This window comes from Lewinellaceae bacterium (assembly GCA_020636135.1).
Classification (GTDB): Bacteria; Bacteroidota; Bacteroidia; order Chitinophagales; family Saprospiraceae; genus JAGQXC01.
In genome coordinates this window covers 1,527,373-1,546,575 of the sequence record JACJYK010000001.1, presented here as the reverse complement: position 1 = coordinate 1,546,575, position 19,203 = coordinate 1,527,373, and the positions used below count along the sequence as shown (strand labels likewise).

18 protein-coding genes are annotated in these 19,203 nt (G+C 48.2%); 12 read left to right on the top strand and 6 right to left on the bottom strand.

Translation table 11 applies throughout. From position 1 onward, the window contains the following. Positions 1–32: 32 nt before the first annotated feature. Positions 33–2,852: a VCBS repeat-containing protein gene (locus tag H6570_05790; GenBank protein ID MCB9318773.1), complete on the bottom strand. Its 2,820-nt coding sequence runs from the start codon at positions 2,850–2,852 to the stop codon at positions 33–35. Positions 2,853–2,973: 121 nt separating this feature from the next. After that, complete coding sequence (locus H6570_05785; protein ID MCB9318772.1) at positions 2,974–3,519, bottom strand: hypothetical protein; 546 nt, start codon at positions 3,517–3,519, stop codon at positions 2,974–2,976. Positions 3,520–3,594: 75 nt separating this feature from the next. On the opposite strand from H6570_05785, the gene H6570_05780 reads away from it, so the two are divergent. Further along, complete coding sequence (locus H6570_05780) at positions 3,595–4,413, top strand: class I SAM-dependent methyltransferase (GenBank protein MCB9318771.1); 819 nt, start codon at positions 3,595–3,597, stop codon at positions 4,411–4,413. 18 nt (positions 4,414–4,431) lie between these two features. Here H6570_05780 and H6570_05775 read toward each other — a convergent pair whose 3' ends face one another. After that, the gene (locus tag H6570_05775) at positions 4,432–7,053 is read right to left on the bottom strand and encodes an AAA family ATPase (protein MCB9318770.1); all 2,622 of its coding nucleotides are present in this window, start codon (positions 7,051–7,053) and stop codon (positions 4,432–4,434) included. Between the two features lie 158 nt (positions 7,054–7,211). Here H6570_05775 and H6570_05770 point away from each other — a divergent pair, with 158 nt between their 5' ends. The 6 genes from H6570_05770 to lysA all read left to right on the top strand — a co-directional run bounded on the left by H6570_05770 (position 7,212) and on the right by lysA (position 12,325). Beyond that, positions 7,212–8,111 (top strand): UbiA family prenyltransferase, encoded by a 900-nt coding sequence (locus H6570_05770; GenBank protein ID MCB9318769.1) that lies wholly within the window; start codon positions 7,212–7,214, stop codon positions 8,109–8,111. Continuing rightward, the gene (gene maf, locus H6570_05765; GenBank protein MCB9318768.1) at positions 8,099–8,686 is read left to right on the top strand and encodes a septum formation protein Maf; all 588 of its coding nucleotides are present in this window, start codon (positions 8,099–8,101) and stop codon (positions 8,684–8,686) included. Before H6570_05770 ends, maf begins: the two co-directional genes overlap by 13 nt. A gap of 117 nt (positions 8,687–8,803) precedes the next feature. Further along, positions 8,804–9,685, top strand: a complete 882-nt coding sequence (folD, locus tag H6570_05760) for a bifunctional methylenetetrahydrofolate dehydrogenase/methenyltetrahydrofolate cyclohydrolase FolD (protein MCB9318767.1) — start codon at positions 8,804–8,806, stop codon at positions 9,683–9,685. Then, positions 9,685–10,503 (top strand): 50S ribosomal protein L11 methyltransferase, encoded by an 819-nt coding sequence (gene prmA / locus H6570_05755; GenBank protein MCB9318766.1) that lies wholly within the window; start codon positions 9,685–9,687, stop codon positions 10,501–10,503. The genes folD and prmA overlap by 1 nt, the downstream gene beginning before the upstream one ends. A gap of 11 nt (positions 10,504–10,514) precedes the next feature. Next, entirely contained in the window at positions 10,515–11,072 is a 558-nt protein-coding gene (locus H6570_05750) for a DUF1572 family protein (protein MCB9318765.1), read from the top strand. Positions 11,073–11,098: 26 nt separating this feature from the next. After that, entirely contained in the window at positions 11,099–12,325 is a 1,227-nt protein-coding gene (gene lysA / locus H6570_05745; GenBank protein ID MCB9318764.1) for a diaminopimelate decarboxylase, read from the top strand. On the opposite strand, the gene H6570_05740 is transcribed toward lysA, so the two are convergent. Both H6570_05740 and H6570_05735 read right to left on the bottom strand, forming a co-directional pair. Next, positions 12,326–13,036 carry a ZIP family metal transporter gene (locus H6570_05740; GenBank protein ID MCB9318763.1) on the bottom strand — a complete coding sequence of 237 codons (711 nt, stop codon included), beginning with the start codon at positions 13,034–13,036 and terminating at the stop codon, positions 12,326–12,328. After that, positions 13,011–13,592 (bottom strand): phosphatase PAP2 family protein, encoded by a 582-nt coding sequence (locus H6570_05735; protein ID MCB9318762.1) that lies wholly within the window; start codon positions 13,590–13,592, stop codon positions 13,011–13,013. The genes H6570_05740 and H6570_05735 overlap by 26 nt, the downstream gene beginning before the upstream one ends. Before the next feature lie 213 nt (positions 13,593–13,805). On the opposite strand from H6570_05735, the gene glmM reads away from it, so the two are divergent. Then, positions 13,806–15,173, top strand: a complete 1,368-nt coding sequence (glmM, locus tag H6570_05730) for a phosphoglucosamine mutase (GenBank protein MCB9318761.1) — start codon at positions 13,806–13,808, stop codon at positions 15,171–15,173. Further along, complete coding sequence (locus H6570_05725; GenBank protein MCB9318760.1) at positions 15,170–16,294, top strand: cysteine desulfurase; 1,125 nt, start codon at positions 15,170–15,172, stop codon at positions 16,292–16,294. Before glmM ends, H6570_05725 begins: the two co-directional genes overlap by 4 nt. Positions 16,295–16,304: 10 nt before the next feature. Here H6570_05725 and H6570_05720 read toward each other — a convergent pair whose 3' ends face one another. Beyond that, a complete protein-coding gene (locus tag H6570_05720; GenBank protein MCB9318759.1) occupies positions 16,305–16,928 on the bottom strand; it encodes an aquaporin in 624 nt (207 codons plus the stop codon). A gap of 406 nt (positions 16,929–17,334) precedes the next feature. Here H6570_05720 and H6570_05715 point away from each other — a divergent pair, with 406 nt between their 5' ends. From H6570_05715 to H6570_05705, 3 genes are read left to right on the top strand one after another with little or no spacing between them, the layout of a single operon-like run. Further along, positions 17,335–17,760, top strand: a complete 426-nt coding sequence (locus H6570_05715) for a gamma-glutamylcyclotransferase (protein ID MCB9318758.1) — start codon at positions 17,335–17,337, stop codon at positions 17,758–17,760. A gap of 32 nt (positions 17,761–17,792) precedes the next feature. Beyond that, complete coding sequence (locus H6570_05710) at positions 17,793–18,014, top strand: RNA-binding S4 domain-containing protein (protein ID MCB9318757.1); 222 nt, start codon at positions 17,793–17,795, stop codon at positions 18,012–18,014. 5 nt (positions 18,015–18,019) lie between these two features. Continuing rightward, positions 18,020–19,183: a class I SAM-dependent rRNA methyltransferase gene (locus H6570_05705; protein MCB9318756.1), complete on the top strand. Its 1,164-nt coding sequence runs from the start codon at positions 18,020–18,022 to the stop codon at positions 19,181–19,183. Positions 19,184–19,203 lie beyond the last annotated feature (20 nt).

The window sequence follows — 19,203 nt, the reverse complement described above, 5'->3', positions numbered from 1 at the left end:
GCAAAGATAAAAATTGATTTAGGATGTGATCATTAGAATTTTAAAATTTTTACATTGTAGGATCCTTCCGCTGTCTTAACCGATAACCAATACATGCCGGCAGGAAGTTCACCCATCGAAATAGAATTGGTTTCTGCCCTTGATACCGATCGCGATTCCCACTGCACTCTTCCCTGAACATCAAACAGTCTCAATTCCAGAATGGGCCTGGCATCAGGATGGGGCTGAACAAAAAACATGCTATTCACCGGATTCGGAAATACTTTCCAGCCTGCTTGTTCTAAAAGCTCACTCGATGAAGTCATAATATGGACTTGTACCGGAAAATGTTCACTTTCACAGTAACGGTCGATGGTCCGTACTTTCCACCGATAGAAATAATAATATTCTTCCAGGCCGTAGTTATTTCCAATGATTTCAATCGTTCCAGGGTCACCATAGGGATAGGCCCCCTGCAAGCCCACCGTACGGTATAAGAATGGCGAATTAACGCCAAATAAGTCCCGGTTGTATGCAGCATCTGTCGTCAGCTCATAACTTAATCCCGGTTCAATGGTAAAATTCAGAGCGACCACTGTTGCGCCTGTGTCCAGCATTACTTCCCGGGAAGCCAGAATATCTGCCCCCTTTACCAGAATGATGCGCCGCACACCCGGTGTGTCGGTAAATACGGTCACCGAATCCAGGGTCAGTGCCTGGTAGACATTAAAAATCAAGCGGCCGTTGAAGTTATTATTGTGGTATACATTTACCGTCGGTTTATTCACTTCACCCAGACCAACCGCGTATCCGGGATAAGTTGTCACATTGCTAACATAATAGGTAGTGGTTGAGGTGAGAAACGGCGTTTGAAAATCATTACCCGTGCCAACCAAAATACCATTTTCCGGTTCATACCAGAGCAAACTGTCCCCGACTGCATGCAGGACCGTCATTCCCGGCCCCGGCAAGGTTACATCTTCCAACGAGTCAGGATCGGAAACCGGAATGAACTGAATCCGCACCGTATCGGTTTTAAAATCAGCACATTGTCCGGTAATGTCAGCCCAAAAAACACCCGGCTGATCAATGCGAATACTCCTTTCGGTGGATCCGTTGTTCCAGGTATAGGCTCGAGCTTCCGGCAAAGAAAGGAACACCTCCCCACCCTCGCACAAAATAGAATCACCGGACAAGGATATGCGTGGCGACTCAACCGGGTCTACCACCACCCGGAGCGGTTCAGAGACCTGGGGACAACCATTGAGAATTCCTTTACCGAAATAGATCCCGGAGGCCTTTACCTGGAGCTGGGGCTCGGTAGATCCCGTACTCCATACGAGAGAATCCCAACCCGGCAAGGACAAGGTCAGGCTGTCACCACCACAGATGGAAGGAATTCCGGCATACTGCATCGGAACCGGCAGATACCTGCACTGCCCCTCCGTGAACACATATCTCTTATTAGCAGGCAGGTATCCAAAGGAATCGACGATTCCAGATGGCCACCTGACTATGACCTTTTCTACGCCCTTATCCGAGCCGATGCCTGCATAAACTTCAGGTGAGGCCGTCACACCATAGGCTTCCCCCGCACGAACTTCCCGGATCTGCTTGCCTACCGAACTGTAAATCTCAATGGTAGCTCCGATACCATCACGGTTAGAGACCGTGCCTTCCAGACCAATGGTTACCCAGCAATACTCACCCGTTTTCTGAATCCATAACTTATCGTAATCTGGACCTGGCTGGACGAAATCTTTACCATAGATGCCATAAATATCCATGTAACCGTCCCCATTGAAGTCTGCGACCATCCCAGAGGTCATGGTGTATTGAGCATTACAGACAGACCGTCCTGAGAAATGGTAATTACCGTCATTATGGTAATAATAAGGAGCATTGCCCAATACCACTATGTCCAGATGACCGTCATTGTCCATATCGCGAAAGAAGCCCTGGATCAACAAACCTTCGATCTTCACACCCATCGAATCGGTATAATCCTTAAAAACACCTCCATCATTGATCATAAGCCTTGACTGCGGATCATGGTTAAAAACGATGCAATCCAGGTCACCATCATTATCCACATCACCAAAATCACTGACCCACGATTGGTCCCCCAAAGCCAGTCCCCGCTGGACACCTTCTTCTTTAAAACCCTGTGGACCGTAATTAACAAACAGTTGATTGATCCGTCTGGGATCCGTAGGTAGCTGGGCAGCTCCCTTGCATTTTGAAATGTACAGATCCAGGTCGCCATCCTGATCAAAGTCGGTCCATATGCTGCCATAATTACCGGAGTTATCGGAAGGTATCGTAGTCTGGAGATTCAACCAGCCGGTCTGTGGCTGCAGGTTACCCTGACCATCATTCCCGTAAATGCGTGAAATGCCATCGTCATTACAAACGAAAAGATCTAGCCAGCCATCGTTATTGATATCTACGAAATTTGCGGCCTGAACATAAATGTTACTTTCCGGCAAAATGGTCTTCTCGATCACCTGACCATCACGTCCCATTTTCCACAGAATGATCTGATCCGAGTTACCACCAGTGACTATATCTTTGAATCCATCGTTATTAACATCACCTACCACCAGGCACCAGGCTGGACTGGGATGCGCAACACCAGTAGAGTACGAAACGAAAACCGTATCACCAGGAACCATCAGTCCTACTTCCAGGCTCTTGCCATTGCGCATCCTAAGGAGGTCCGGATAGTGGTCCCCATTAAAATCCGTAACAGCAATGGTGAGACCACTTCTAAATTGCGGGTCGGGCAGCCAATTGGTTTTATCATAAAAGGTCTGGGCCTGAATGCTGGTGAAAAGCAGCATCAGTGGAAATAGTTTGAACGGCTTTAGCATAGCGAATTACAATATGATTCGCATCTAAAGGTACAAACAGCATCGCTTTATATAAATAAATATTCTAATATTTTAGCAGACTTTCGGGAAACCTTATTCAAATTCCAGGTATTCATTGAACTTACCGGGACCTTTTATTTCGCCCGAACAAGGGCTCGTTGTTTTTGCGCTTATTCTTATTTTTTTGCTTTTCCCATTTCTTAATATCCTTATTGCGTACGAATACATACCGGATACTGATACCACTGTTTGAAGCAAATAATCGGTCTGTATTCCCTAAAAAGAACATAGGCTTGTAATCCCAGGCAACGTTAACACGGCCCAGAGTCGCCTCAATTCCTCCTGTAAATGTTATCCCATGCCGCTTGGAGACGGACTCCAGGTCGGCCTGCGGTTGAAAACGCTGGGCGACCAAACCAATACCGGTATACAAATTCAGGTTCTTGATAAATATGGGATAGTGACGATGATAATCCAGTCCCATGGACAAGTAGTCGGTCTTGAACCCGGACAAAATGCCGAGTTCAACGGTGGAGTGCTTTAAGATCCTTTGTTTCACCGTTAACCCATTTTCGGTTCCCAGACGTACGCCGCCGGAGGTAAAATAAGCTTGGCTAAACAATGGGATCTGCAGGATCAACAGACAAATACTAACTTGCAATCGCATGATTCGAATTTTGATTGTAGACGGATACAATCTTTTAAAAAGTATCACATCCCTCTTAAATAGGATAACCTTAACATGCTCAAGCTTTTTTGGACAATTTTAGCCACCCTCAGATTCTACCGGCAAGCCCGTACCGTCTATCAGATCCACAGTCCCCTGGGCTATCAGTTGATCGGGCTGATCCAGGCCCATGACAAGGAATATTATGCATTCCGGGCTATCGAAAAGCTGAGGCAAGCGACACTCCATGACAACACCATCATTAAACGGACCGATTACGGCACCGGGCAGCGGAATGAAACCATCTCCATCGGTCATTTCGCTCAAAAGGCCACCATCAGCCGGGAGCGTGGAGAAGGCTATTTCCGGTTGATGAATTGGAAAAAGCCAGGCACTATCCTTGAACTGGGTACCGCACTAGGGTTCTCTGCAGCATATCTGGCTTCTCCTGTTACCAACGCTCAACTGCATACCATGGAGGGTGATCCGGCATTGGTTGACTATGCACAAGAAGTTATTGGCAAACTGGAGTTACAGAATATCACTTTTTATCCGGACAAAATTGAAGACCGGCTGTCAATACTTGTTCAGCAGTTGACTCCGATCGATGTTGTTCATCTGGACGCCAATCACAGCTATGAAGCCACGATGGCCTATTTCCAGATTATCCGGCCTCACCTGGCCAGGCAGGCACTAATCATTGTCGATGATATCCGGTGGTCGGCGGGTATGTACCGGGCCTGGCAAAGCCTGATCAAAGGATTTGACCGGGTCATGGTTATTGAGTTTTACGGCTGGGGGCTCCTGATTTTGGACGCGCCGGTCCCAGCTTCCATACACCTGGTTTCAATTCCTACGCGGTGGAAACCGTGGACCGTATTGCAAAGTATATGATGGACAAATTAACGCTGGTCAGCGTTTAAACCCTATTGCGGATTGCTTGTTAATGGCTTGCGTGAGATCCAGGTTGACTTGCTTTAGATCTTCCAGTTCTATGAACGGCAATAATTCCGGCTTAGGATTATCGATCGCGGCCAGGCGAAGGTTTTGGAATTTGATGGCCTCAAGAATTGCCTGCCTGACAGCGCGGGCATTACCAAAATATCGATCCCGTTTGGAATGCAGTTGTTTGAATTGTTCATGCAGGTATTCAAGTGCATCATCCCTGAATTTCAATCCTTTATCATGAACCATCTTAATGGCAATCTCCCTGAGTTCATCCGGATCGTAATCTTCAAACTTGAGGATCTTGTCGAATCGTGAACTTAAACCCGGGTTAGCCTTAAGGAATCGCTCCATATTGTCCGGATAACCTGCCACAAAGACGAAAAATACACCGCGGTCGTCCTCCATGCGCTTTAACAATGTCTGGATAGCTTCCTGACCATAATCACCGGATTGGGGATGCGATGTGGTAAGGGCATAAGCCTCATCAATAAACAGAACGCCCCCTTTTGCCTCATCGATTTTCTCGGCAGTCTTGATAGCGGTCTGTCCCACAAATCCTGCAACCAGGCCCTGCCGGTCCGTTTCGACCATGTGTCCTTTTTCCAGTATACCGAGGGCTTTGTTGAGTTGGGTTAAAATACGGGCCACTGTCGTCTTACCGGTTCCCGGATTTCCTACAAAGACCGTATGCAGGAAGAAATTATTCAGAACATCCTTCTCCAGCCGTCGGTAATAGCGGACAATGTTGACCAGGTCCAGAATTTCCTTTTTAACTTCTTTCAACCCAACCAGCGCTTCCAGTGCGGTAAGCGAACTAGCCAGTAATTCTTCATCGATTGGGATGTTAGGCACCCGGCGTGTAGCTGCAACCTTAATTTTTTCCACGTCGGACAGTGAGATCACCTCCAGTTCTGCCGGTGTCAGTTGGTACGGATTTTGGACATCCATCACCCGGAGCGCCATCTGGATCTTAGCTTTATCAATCAAATCATGTACATAGCGTGCATTACCAAAGGAATTATCCCGTGCACGGTAGGCTTCGGTGATCATATGGTCAATCAACTCTTTGGCATCATCCGCCAAGGTCACTTCTTTTTCCCGGGCGGCATAATCGGCAATGGCAGAGAGCTCCTGGGGCAGATAGTCCGCGAAGTCAAGGAATATCTTGAAGCGCGATCTAAGTCCGGGATTAGACTTAAGAAAATATTGCATTTCCTTGGGGTAGCCTGCTACGATCACTGCCAAATCACCGGGTCCGTCACTCATCTCCTTGACCAGTAATTCGATGACTTCACGACCAAAATCCTTGCTGTCATCGTTGGCGCGTGCCAGGGCATAGGCCTCATCTATGAATAACACACCGCCCCGGGCTTTCTCAATGGCCTCGCGCACTTTGGGAGCTGTCTGACCAATGTATTCACCTACCAGATCCACACGATCCACTTCATGCACATGACCTTTAGTCAACAGCCCCATCTTTTTATAGAGGAGACCCATCATCTTTGCAACGGTGGTCTTTCCGGTACCGGGGTTTCCGGTGAACACGGAATGGATGTTGATGCCTTCTTTTTCTTCAAATCCCTTCTCACGTCGCAGCTTCACAAACTGGATGTACTGCGCATGTTCACGGACCTGGTTCTTAATTTTTTGCAACCCGATCAATGCATCCAGCCGGGCCAAAACCTCTTCAAAAGTGAGGTTCATGTTTTCTTCCGGCATCAGGTGCAATGGGTTCTGCTCATTGGGCAGGTAGACCGGATTCACACCTTCTTCAAAGTCATAATCCACTTCGAAGGGAAGCCGGGCTACGAGATAATCCATGAACGTGATGGCCACCGAATAGCTTCCCGGACGCCAGGTATTTTTCATATTGGCTCCCCACCCTGCCGTCACCTTGATGTATTCTTCATCTTCTTTAACCTCGAGCAACCGAACCACCTGGCCCTTAAGCTCTTGCGCCTCGTTGAAAAACTTGAAGAAGAGCTCGAACTGCCAGTTGCGGTCGATCATCAGGTTGTCAAACGTCGCCTCTGCATAGATGTAGCGAGTCTCCTCGGCATGGAATACCGTATAGTAAGTCCGGTCCAGCTCATTGACATCATCATAAGGACCTTCGTAAAGTTTCAGGGAATGGAGCTTGAAGTAAGGATTGCTGAAGCTATCAAAGGCATGGCCGGCATCCTCAACATAAAAGTATTTGGTCCCCACTTTCTCTCCGTCGATATAGGCCTCCCAGAAGTAAGTGCCTTTTTTCCAGAAAGCGCCTTCTTTCTTATTTCCCCAGCCTTCCCGGATGTAGATGACGGGGTCGTATTTATTGATCTTGCGGACAAACTGCAGGTTGCAAACTTCTTTTTTCGACCGTTGCGTTGAAATACAGCGCAGGACAACCTCTGCCTCCCAGTTGTCACGATCGAAAAGCTTATTGTAGAATGAGAGCTCTACATAGACAAAAGTGGTATCAAAACGATCAAAGACCTGGCGATACTTCTTTCTGTTATCAGCCAGCCATTCTGTGGATGAATAGATCCTGATCTCACGGAACTTGTAATTGAGTTCTTTTATCGCTTGTGTGGTTTCTTCCATTCGCTGCAGGCTTCAATCGGTCAATTTCTACTAAATTACTTTTACAACAAAGTTTTAGTTTTGATTTTTATGATATAAATCTGGTCGTGAAGTGTTAAATGTATTCAAAATACATCCTTTGCAACCAGGATGTATTCCTCTATACTAATGCAAAATCAGTGCTGCATCATATCCGGCCTCTAAATATTTTTCTGGCAATTTTCGCTGAATGGTCCATTTACTACATCCTGATACAGCCGATACCTGTCGCCAGAGCTCTGGTTTCCAGTCTTCAGTTTCTGGAATTTATCGGTTTCAGTACCGGAATGATGATTGCCGGTTACATCATTAATGACTTATACGACGAAGCGATAGACCGTGCCAATGACCGGAGGTCTCCGCTGATCAGGGGTGTCATTTCCCGCAAGGCGTTATGGATCGCATTTACTGCCGGACAGAGTTTAACGTTGATTTCCTGGTTTTTGCTTTGGCAAAGCTATCATTATCATGCACTTATCTGGCTGCTCTGGCTTGGGCCCGTGGGTTTGTGGTTTTATGCCACCCGGCTCAAGTGTCAGCCACTTTCCGGTAACCTGTTGATGGCTTTTTTTGCTGCTTGCCTGCCGGCTATGTTTCTGGTGCGGGAACCAGGACTGCCCTGGAGCCTGGAATTCCCTGAACGGATCCGCTTTTTATTCCTCTGGTATTTGTTTTTTAGCTTTGGCGCTACCTGGTACCGGGAGATCGTCAAAGACCTGGAAGATGAATCCGGAGATCGCAACGGTGGATGTTCCACCTTTCCGGTACGTTTTGGTGTTGCCTCCGGGAGAAGATATGCTTTGATCATTGGTTCGCTTTATCTCCTAGGTCTGGTCGTTTTTCTGGGCTTACTCTTTTTCCGGGTGAAATTTGTCACCTGGGCAGGAATCGCGCTGATAGCCTTACCTACGCTGGCTATCGCGATGAAATGCACTATTTATAAGGATTTTCACCAGGCCCAGCAATGGCTTAAGTGGCATCTGACTGCCGGATTGTTCATGTTATGGATCTTCAAATGGATGGAAGTATGGAATGGATGAAAACGTTTACGATAGGACTGGCTTCACAATCTCCACGCCGGCAATACCTTTTAAAACAGGGTGGATTTCAATTTCGGTTGATCCCAAATGCATACGACGAGATTATTCCGCCGGATATGGATCAATACGAAGCGCCTGAATACCTGGCAATTCAGAAAGCCCGTCACGCACTACCTGGGATCGGCGACTGTGATCTGATCCTTGCGGCGGATTGTGTAGTCCTTTTACAGGGTGAGATCATTGGCAAGCCAAAGGACCGGGCGGATGCCATCCACATGCTCACCAGGTTATCCGGAGAGACCCATACGGTCGTCAGTGGCGTATGCCTGCATCAACCTGACCGTACCCACGCATTTTCCGTACAATCATCGGTAACTTTCAGCAAGCTGACACCGGAAGAGATTGAATTTTACGTCGATCATTACCACCCGATGGACAAAGCGGGCTCCTATGGAATCCAGGACTGGATCGGCTGGAATAAGATCATACGCATTGATGGAAGCTACAGCAACATCATGGGTCTGCCTATGCATGAAGTCTATCATGCCTTGCACAAATTCATCTTCAGATTGTAATACCCGCAGCTTTTCCACTCATTGTTTCTCACCGAAAATTCAGGTTTTACAGTATGGTAAGCCGTTGTCGGGATAAAAAATCACGTACCTTTGTGCACCACAAAAAAAGGGATAGAAATGGAATTATTGGATGGAAAATGGCTCTCACAGGAGATCAAAAAAGACATTGCCAAACAAGTAAAGGAAATCATGGACAACGGTGGAAAACAACCGCACCTGGCAGCCGTGCTGGTAGGTGATGATCCGGCATCTCAGGTGTATGTCCGCAATAAGGTAAAAGCATGTGAGCTGGTAGGCTTCAAGTCCACCCTGATCCGAAAAGATGCCTCCATCACCGAACAGGAGCTGATGCAGATTGTCTATGACCTCAATCACAATGACGATGTGGACGGATTCATCGTACAGCTCCCATTACCCAAACACATCGATGAAATCAAAGTAACCCTGGCTATTGACCCAAACAAGGATGTCGACGGATTCCACCCGATGAATGTGGGTCGAATGACCATTGGGCTGCCGGCCTATCTTCCAGCTACCCCCTTTGGAATTATGCAGATGCTGGACCGGTACAATATTGATGTGGCCGGTAAAGAATGTGTTGTCATTGGCCGCTCCAATATCGTCGGCACACCGGTTAGTCTGTTGCTTTCACGCAAAGCCAATCCAGGTAATGCAACGGTCATTTTATGTCACAGTATGACCCAAAACATCAAGGAGCTCTGCCGGCGCGCTGATGTTCTGGTAGTTGCCATGGGTCGCCCCATGTTCGTAACCGCTGACATGGTGAAAGAAGGAGCCGTTGTTATCGATGTCGGCATGAATCGCATTATTGATCCATCCGCTCCCAAGGGAACCCGGCTGGTAGGTGACGTCGATTACGATGCAGTCGCTCCAAAATGCAGCTACATTACTCCCGTTCCCGGTGGCGTAGGTCCGATGACCATAACGTCTCTTCTGATGAACACCCTAAAAGCTAACCGGAAAGAAATCTACGGATAATGGATTTTCTGGTTTATTGGATCGTGGCGGATTCCAGGTATTTGGAACGGATTCATGCGGAAATTAGCCTACGTCCGGAAGTCACCGGCATGGAAGAAAGAGCAGGTTCGATGGGTTTCTATGTGCCAGAGGATCAGAAAAACACCTTTACATCATTCCTAAACAACCTGAAAGAAAACACCAGTTTCACCTTTAGAATGGAACAACTGAAGGATCAAAACTGGAACGCGGTCTGGGAATCCCAGTTCGATCCGGTCATACTGGACAACTGGATGTATATCCGGGCAGAATTCCATCCTCCTGCAGACCTAAACTTTGAGCACGAACTGATCATCAACCCGGCAAACGCTTTCGGGACCGGTCATCATGAAACCACCCGTCTGATCCTTTCTTGGCTACGCTATCGGGATCTGACCGAATCTTCTGTGTTGGATTTTGGTGCCGGTACTGGTATCCTCGGCATCGTGGCCCGCCGTCTTGGCGCACGAACTATAGTCGGGATCGACATCCGGCCTGAAGCTGTTGAAAGCATGCAGTCCAACGCACTGCGAAACCAGGCAGCAATGACGGCCAGACAGGGCTCCGCGGAAGTGATCGGAGACGATCTTTTTGATGTGGTGATTGCCAATGTCAACCTGGATGTATTGCAGATGCATTCGGTCAAATTATCAAATGCCGTACGCGCAGGCGGCCACATGGTGGTAAGCGGTATCCTTTCCGGTGATGACCGGGCCATCCGTAAAGCCTACCCCGACATTCACTGGGATTGGATGAATCAGGAAGGAGAATGGATAGCCATGGCCGGTCACAAACCATAAATTTTCAATACATGGAAGCAGTAAATTATCTCGACACTGTGGAAAAACTGTTCCACTATTATAAATCCATGGCTGAGAAGGCCATTCATCAAATCGATGATCACCAGTTTCACCAGAAAATACATCCGGAAGACAACAGTGTAGCCATTATCCTCCAGCATATGATCGGCAACATGCGGTCGCGATTTACTGACTTTTTCACCTCGGACGGAGAGAAATCCTGGCGGGACCGGGAGTCGGAATTTTTGGATCCCGCCCTCGGAAAGTCACAGCTTTTACATGAGTGGGAATCTGCCTGGATTACAGTCTTTACGGCAATTGATCAGGCACGCGGACATCCGCTGGATGCTATCGTGTACATCCGCAATGAAGGACATACCGTGCTGGAAGCCTTCCAACGGCAATTGGCTCACTATGCCTATCATACCGGTCAGATCGTTTTTTTGTCTAAATCCCTGGCGGGATCCCATTGGAAGTCTCTATCCATCCCCAAAGGCCAATCCGACTCATTCAATGCCGAGAAATTTTCAAAAGATAAAAGCAAATCCTTCTTTACAGATAAAATGTAATCTTTACATCCAGAATCGCTCAAGCAATGAAGGAAACATTCTCGATTGGCGGTATATCCGCTAAGCAATTGGCCGATGACTACGGTTTACCTTTGTATGTATACGATGCAGGCATTATCAAACGCCAGTTTCAACGCATGCAAAAGGCATTTGAGGTACCGGAGCTGCGTATTAATTATGCCCTCAAGGCCTTGTCAAATGTCAGCGTTCTGCGCTACATGAATCACCTGGGCAGCTGTCTGGATGCCGTCTCAATCGGCGAGGTGGAGCTTGGATTGCATGCAGGATTCACGAAGGACCGGATCATGTACACCCCCAACATGGTTGCCATCGATGAGATACGCCAGGTAAAAGCCATGGGGATCCCAATGAATATTGACAACATTGAGATGCTTGAAGCTCTCGGTCATGAGTTTGAGAACCTGGAGATCGGTATCCGGGTCAATCCTCATGTCATGGCAGGAGGCAACCAGAAAATCTCTGTAGGTCACATCGATTCGAAATTTGGTATCTCATTCCATCAGATGCCACTGGTACGCCGCCTCACGGATAATCTAGGGATCCGGATCAAAGGAGTACACATGCACACGGGCTCAGATATCCTGGATGTTGACGTATTTCTCCAGGCTGCAGAAATCCTGCTGAACGTAGCTAAGGAATTTCCTGACCTGGAATACATCGACTTCGGTAGTGGATTCAAGGTGAAATACAAACCTGAGGATTACGAAACCGACATTGAAGAATTTGGCAAAGAGCTGGGAAAACGCTTCCGTAAATTCTGTAAAGAATACGGCAGGGAACTTACCCTGGTCTTTGAGCCCGGGAAGTTTCTGGTCTCGGAATCCGGGTATTTCCTGGTCAGGACCAACCTGATCAAACAGACAACTTCGACAGTATTTGCAGGAGTTGACTCGGGATTCCAGCATTTGGGCAGACCGATGATGTATGGTTCACACCATGAGATTGAAAATGTTTCGAACCCGGATGGTAAACCCAGGCTTTATACTGTTGTCGGATACATCTGTGAAACAGACACCTTTGCCTACAACCGCAAGATCGCACAGATCCAGGTGGGAGATATTCTTTGCATGCGCAATGCAGGAGCTTATTGCTTTTCGATGGCCTCACATTACAATTCACGATTGCTTCCGGCAGAGGTGATGGTTTTGGATGGCAAAGCTTATCTGATCCGAGAGCGGGAGACCTTTCAGGACCTGTTGGCCCATCAGACCGACCCTAATTTGTCATTATAACTATTGAGTAAGGTAAACCAGCACGAAGCCAGCGAGGATAGCAATCAGCCGGTAAAGGGAAATGGCACGGTGCGAAGGTGACATTTCGAACAAAATTGTCGTCGCAATATGCAGGAACAAACCCACCACCAATGCGTTGATCTGCGGTAAATATGGTGCTACATCCAGCATCCCCCCGGTTAAATACCCTAGTGGAGACATCAATGAAAAAATGGTCAGGCAGATCAGGATAGTCTGACGTTTCAGGTGATGCCCCTTGCAAATAGTCACCAACGCAAAGGCTGCCGGGAACTTATGAAATGCCAATCCCCACAGATAACTCGATCCCAGCAGATGTTCGTGTTCATGACCATGCGATAAATAATCAAGCGGAAATCCCTCCAGGTAGGCGTGTACACAGAGGCCAAACATGACGGAAACTATAATGCTTCCCTTGCCATGTTCGTGAAGATGCATATGGCCATGTTCGATGCCCTGGGAGAAATACTCCAGAAAGATCTGGATCAAAAAACCAACCAGTACCCAAACTCCTACCGTTGCAGCAGATCCCTGATAGACCATTGGGAGCAATACTAAAAATGAAACTCCCAGGAGGTAAGCACCGCCAAAGCTGAGGAAAATCTTTGGCCAGATGGTCTGCCGGATAAAATCAGCCGTAAGACCCAATAAGCCACCCAGCCAGACACTACCGATCAATACCAGCCAGTTCATCAGATGTTTCGCTTCGTTTTAAAAATAAGTACCGGTATACGGCCCAACCGATAACCATTCCCGTCAACGATCCCATCAGCACATCGAAAGGATAATGGACGCCGACGTAGACCTGAGCAATAGCCACATTTAACGCCCACAACATCAACAGACTGCGCACCCACAAGGGCCAGCTTGCCAGGGCCAGAAATAAGAACGTGGAAAGTGCAAAATGGTTGCTGGCATGGGATGAAGTAAAACTATAACCACTGCCGCAGGGCACGCGTTGGACCACTATCATTTCAGTATTATTGCAGGGGCGGAGACGCTTGAAGACCGGTTTAAACACTTTGCTGCTCAAGGTGTCGGAGGAAACGATCAGGATCCCGATGCAAAACAAGAACCACCAGGGTTTGGAGCGATTCATCAGGACATAGGCGATCAGAAAGACATAGAGCGGCAGCCAGAAGTATTTATTGCGCACCAAGGGCATCCAGAAATCCAGTAACCCGGAGGACCATCCCCGGTTCACCCAGTGAAACAGGGTTTCGTCCATATGCTGCAATAACTCCCACATAGCAGCGAATGTAGAGAATTGATTTCAGAAGTCCGTTTCCCTATTCCAACGAAATCACAAATTGAACATCTTACAATCCATCCCGACACCACAATACCACAACACCACAACACCACAACACCATTACACCACATTCCTTCTTTGAACAAGGCAACACCTGAACTTTTATACACGCTGGAAACACTATCTTTACGCCGCTGAAAAAACACAAACATGACATTGATTAAATCCATCTCAGGTATCCGTGGTACGATAGGCGGACCGGTAGGTGAAAATTTCACACCCATAGACATCGTTGAGTGTACGGCAGCTTTTGGCCAGTGGACCCTGGACCGGACGGGTATTGCCCGGGTTGTGGTTGGCCGGGATGCAAGGATTTCAGGAAAAATGGTTCAGGAACTGGTGGTTCAGACCCTGATGGCCCTTGGAATTGAGGTCATTGACCTGGATCTCTCGACCACTCCGACCGTTGAGATGGCAGTCACCGATGAAAAAGCCGGTGCTGGTATCATCCTTACTGCAAGTCATAATCCGGCCCAATGGAATGCCCTGAAATTTCTGAACGACAAAGGAGAATTTATCAGCGCTGCCGATGGCGCCGAGGTTTTGGAATACATAGCAACCCGGAAGATGCATTTTGTTCCTGTCGAACAAATAGGAGCTCGTATTCCTAAAAAAGATGCCATCGAAAAACACATTACGGCCATTTTGTCCCTGCCATTAATACCAGTGGCAGAGATCAAAAAACGTCAATTCAAAGTTGTGGTCGACCCGGTGAATTCTACCGGAAGCCTGGCACTGCCACCTTTATTGGAGAAACTGGGATGTGAAGTACAGCTCATTCACGGCGAACCTACCGGACATTTTGCCCACAACCCCGAGCCCCTGCCCCACCACCTGACGGATCTGAGTCAGGCAGTGATCGATCAAAAGGCCGACTTCGGCATATCCGTGGATCCTGATGTTGACCGACTGGCCCTGGTATGCCCGGACGGTTCTATGTTCGGGGAAGAATACACCCTGGTTGCTGCGGCTGACTTTATTCTGGGACATACACCGGGAGCCACCGTTTCCAACGTCTCTTCCAGCCTTGCTTTAAAGGATGTGACCGAAGCACACGATCAAACCTATTATTCGGCTGCTGTGGGTGAAGTCAATGTGGTGACCAAAATGAAAGAAGTGAATGCCGTCATCGGGGGTGAAGGTAACGGAGGTATTATCTACCCGGATCTGCACTATGGCCGGGATGCCCTGGTCGGAATTGCCTTTATCCTGGCCTTACTCACCGAACGCAACACCGATCTTAAAGCCCTGAAAGCCACCTATCCACCTTATGAGATGGTAAAAGACCGTATCGAACTGGACGGAAGCCTGGATAAATCGCAGGTGCTGCAGAGAGTACGTGATCACTTCAGGAACGATCTGTTAAACGAGATCGACGGCATCAAGGTGGAATGGCCCGATCGATGGGTACAGATCCGGGCATCCAATACCGAGCCCATCTTGCGGGTTTATGCCGAAGCTCCAACGCTCCCGGCAGCTCAGGCTTTGGTGGATCAGGTAAAAGGCGTTTTATCATGATCTACGTCGACAATGCGGCCACCACGCCCATCAGCCCGGAAGTCTTTGAGGCCATGAAGCCCTGGTTGACCACCAACTATGGCAATCCTTCCAGCATCCATGCCGAAGGTCGTAAGGCCCGCACCGCCATCGAACAAGCCCGGAAGACGGTAGCCCATTATCTGGAAGCTTCGATCGGCGAAGTCTTTTTCACTTCCTGTGGTACTGAATCCATCAATACAGCGATCAAGCGAAGCATTCTGGATCTGGGGGTGCAGCGGATCATAACCAGTCCCATCGAGCATCACTGTACACTACATAGCGTGGAAGCGGTGAAACGCGATTTTGGCATTGACGTTGAGTATTTGCCGGTTTCCAAAACAGGATTACCGGATCTGGATGTTTTGCGAAACTTGCTGAGAAACCACAACCTCCCCACTCTGGTCACCCTGATGCATGCCAATAATGAAATCGGCACCTTGACACCGATCCGTGAGATCAGCGCAATGTGCCAGGAAGCCGGTGCATATTTCCTGCCGGACACCGTTCAGTCCATTGCAAAATATCCATTGTCGGTCCGGGAGATGCCGGTGACGTTTCTTGCCGGGTCGGCGCATAAGTTTCACGGCCCCAAGGGCATCGGGTTTATGTACATCAACGGAGATGTGAAGATCAATCCTCTGATTGATGGCGGTTCCCAGGAGCGAACCATGCGTAGCGGCACTGAAAATATCGCTTACATCGTCGGCCTGGCCAAGGCTTTGGAATTATACATCAACGACCGGTATGCACGCCAGAAACACATCGATGGTTTACGTCGCTACCTGGCTGATCAGTTGTTGTTGGCATTCCCCGGCGCATATTTAAACGGGGATGGTCTGGACAACACACTTTACACAGTCCTCAGCATTGCCTTTCCCCCTCATCCCAAGAATGAACTCTTGTTATTGCAATTGGATATTGCCGGCATCTGTGCCTCCGGGGGAAGTGCCTGCACCTCCGGCGCCGAAGCTGCATCCCATGTCCTGGAGGGCATCGGTGCTGACCCGGATTACAAAACCATCCGGTTCAGTTTCTCTCATTATAACACGATGAATGAGATGGATGAAGTAGTGAGGAAGGTAAAGGGTATACTGGGATGAATTTTCTTCCCTACCCATGCAGCCATTTCCAGCCATAGCCGATCACGCCGGCGGCAGCCAGGTTGGCAATCAGGAATATCCACAGGTCGGACCAGCTTAGCATACCCGCGGTCATCATGCCAATGGCGATGGCGGGATTGAAGGCAGCGCCGCTGATGCGTTGAAATGCAAATATGCCTGTCAGGTAGGCAAAACCGATCGCAAACCCATAAAAGGACTGAATGCGTTCCTGTTGGTAGATGGTCACCTGGAACAGTACCCATAACAGCAGGAAAGTGCCGAGAAACTCGGCAATCAGTGATGGGATCATCGGCACCGAACGGATCGCCACTTGCTCGACGTTGAGCTCCGCCAGCAAAGGGGTGGCCAGTAATGTCGCCAAAAAAGCACCAACGATCTGAGCTGCCACATAGGGCAACACTTCCGAAAGCTCAAATTTGCCCTGGAAATAATGAGCCAGTGTCACCGCCGGATTGTAATGCGCACCGGACTGTGCAAAACCCGCATAGATCAGCACCGCGTAGGCAGAACCTACCGCCAGAGGCATCCATTGGGTCTGCCCACCATTGCCGGTCATCACCACCACCAATACCAGAAAGAACGTCCCAATGAATTCCGTAAAGTAATTGCGCATTTCAATAAGTTTCAGGGCAGGAAATATAAGAAAAAATTATAACGTGTTTAATATCGAGTTGGGGTGTTTTCGTTTTTACGTTTTTTCGAAGGGTTATGTGGTTTTGGGGTGTTATAAGGTTTTGGGGTGTTATGGATATATGGTTTTCGAGGTTTAGGATTTTGTGGTTATGATGTTACAGGTTGGGAAGTCATTACCTTTAAAGGTGGTAAAGGGATGTCATAAGGACATCCATAAATTCTCAATTCTGATTGAGATGATTCCTTGGCCAGGTTCGCAGTTGTATTAATATCAGGATTTCAAATGCGAATGGCGAACCATGTATAGCCCATTTAATTTGTGTATTTAGTGGGAGATATTATTTAGCATTGAAAGGGACGCTGTTAAGCCAAGAAGCCCTGATGCATTGATACCAAGAAGCCTTGAAGCATTGATACCAGAAACACTTTTCGTCTACGGCACCTTGCGTCTCGAGTACACAAATGAAGCAGCGCAGCGGATTAGGGCAGAATGTGTTTACATCGGGCAGGGATTAATCCATGGGAAGCTCCTGGATCTTGGGAATTATCCAGGTGCTATCTTCTCTAATGAAAAAGCATCATGGATCTACGGCCAATGCTTCCGTTTACCCCCGTCGTCAGGCCCCCTGTTACAGTTTCTCGATGACTACGAGGGAGATGAGTATCGCCGAGAAGTTTACGAGGTCAGCTGCTGGCACGGCAGGATTTTAGTCATGAGTTACCATCTGAAAAAACTTCGGGATGCACCAGTCATCCAGCATGGTGACTGGTATACCTACCAAACGCGCCGCGACTCCAAAAAGCTTTCTTAACTTCGACCCCGAAAAATGCAGTCACACCAGTGATAGAATTGACCATACAATTACAGGATCAACCCTATATCGAACTGAACAAGCTCCTCAAGCTCATGGATGTTGTGGATAGCGGCGGGATGGCCAATATGCTGATCCTGGATGGTGAGGTGTCCGTCAATAATATGCCGGTTCACGAAAAACGTAAAAAGGTACGGCCAGGTGATGTCGTCCAGGTCGGTAACCATCGCATTCTGGTGCAGACTCAAGAATAACCATCATGATACGGATCCGGCTAAAGAAAAACAAAGAAAGTATCCTATCCATGCGACATCCCTGGATTTTCTCGGGAGCCCTCGATTTACACCACCAGGTGGAAGATGGGGCCTGGGTCGAGGTCGTCAACCGGAACGATATTGTGCTGGCTACCGGGCATTACCAGAATCACAGCATTGCCGTTCGCATTCTTGATTTCGGACCGGTAAGCGATAGACAAATCCTGTACGATCAGCGCCTTGCAGAAGCCTATGCAATGCGAAAACGGTTAAACCTGATCCGGACCGACTCCAATATATACCGGCTGATCCATGGTGAAGGTGATCAGTTGCCCGGATTGATCGTTGACGTGTATGGCAATACGGCCGTCGTACAATGCCACAGTATAGGCATGCACCAGGACCTGAATTTGATCTGTCATGCGCTAATTCAAATTGAAGGGATAAACCAGGTCTTCGATAAAAGCCAGGATACGCTGCCGACACAATACCGGCAAACCATAGAAAATGGCTACGTAGTGGGGGATGGATCAATCAAAGATCAATTATTTGAAAACGGGATAGCTTTCAATGTTGATTGGGAACAGGGGCAAAAGACAGGGTTCTTTATCGATCAGCGGGACAACCGGAAGCTATTGGGTGATTTTGCCTCTGGTTGTACGGTGTTAAATGCGTTCAGTTACAGTGGTGGTTTCTCGATGTATGCTCTGGCCAAGGGAGCTAGTGAGGTCATCTCGGTAGATCAGTCAGAAAAAGCCATCCTGTGGGCTGAAGATAATGCCCAACTTAACGGATTCCAGCGCCATCAGGGTGTCTCGGCAAATGTCTTCGAATTTCTGCAGGAGGAGGACCGCAGCTGGGATATTGTGGTCATTGATCCGCCTGCATTTGCCAAATCCTTACAAAAGAAGCACAATGCAGTTCAGGCCTACAAACGACTGAATGCAGCTGCCATGCACAAGGTTAGGCCAAACGGCTTATTATTCACCTTCTCCTGCTCCCAGGTCATCGATCGCGAATTGTTTCATCACACTGTCATCTCCGCAGCCATGGAAGTAGGCCGTCCCATGCAAATATTATTTAACCTCAGTCAGGGCGCAGATCATCCCATCAATATTTATCATCCCGAAGGACATTATCTGAAAGGCTTGGTCGTGCGGGTGGGATAGCTTCGGATTTCACCTTACTT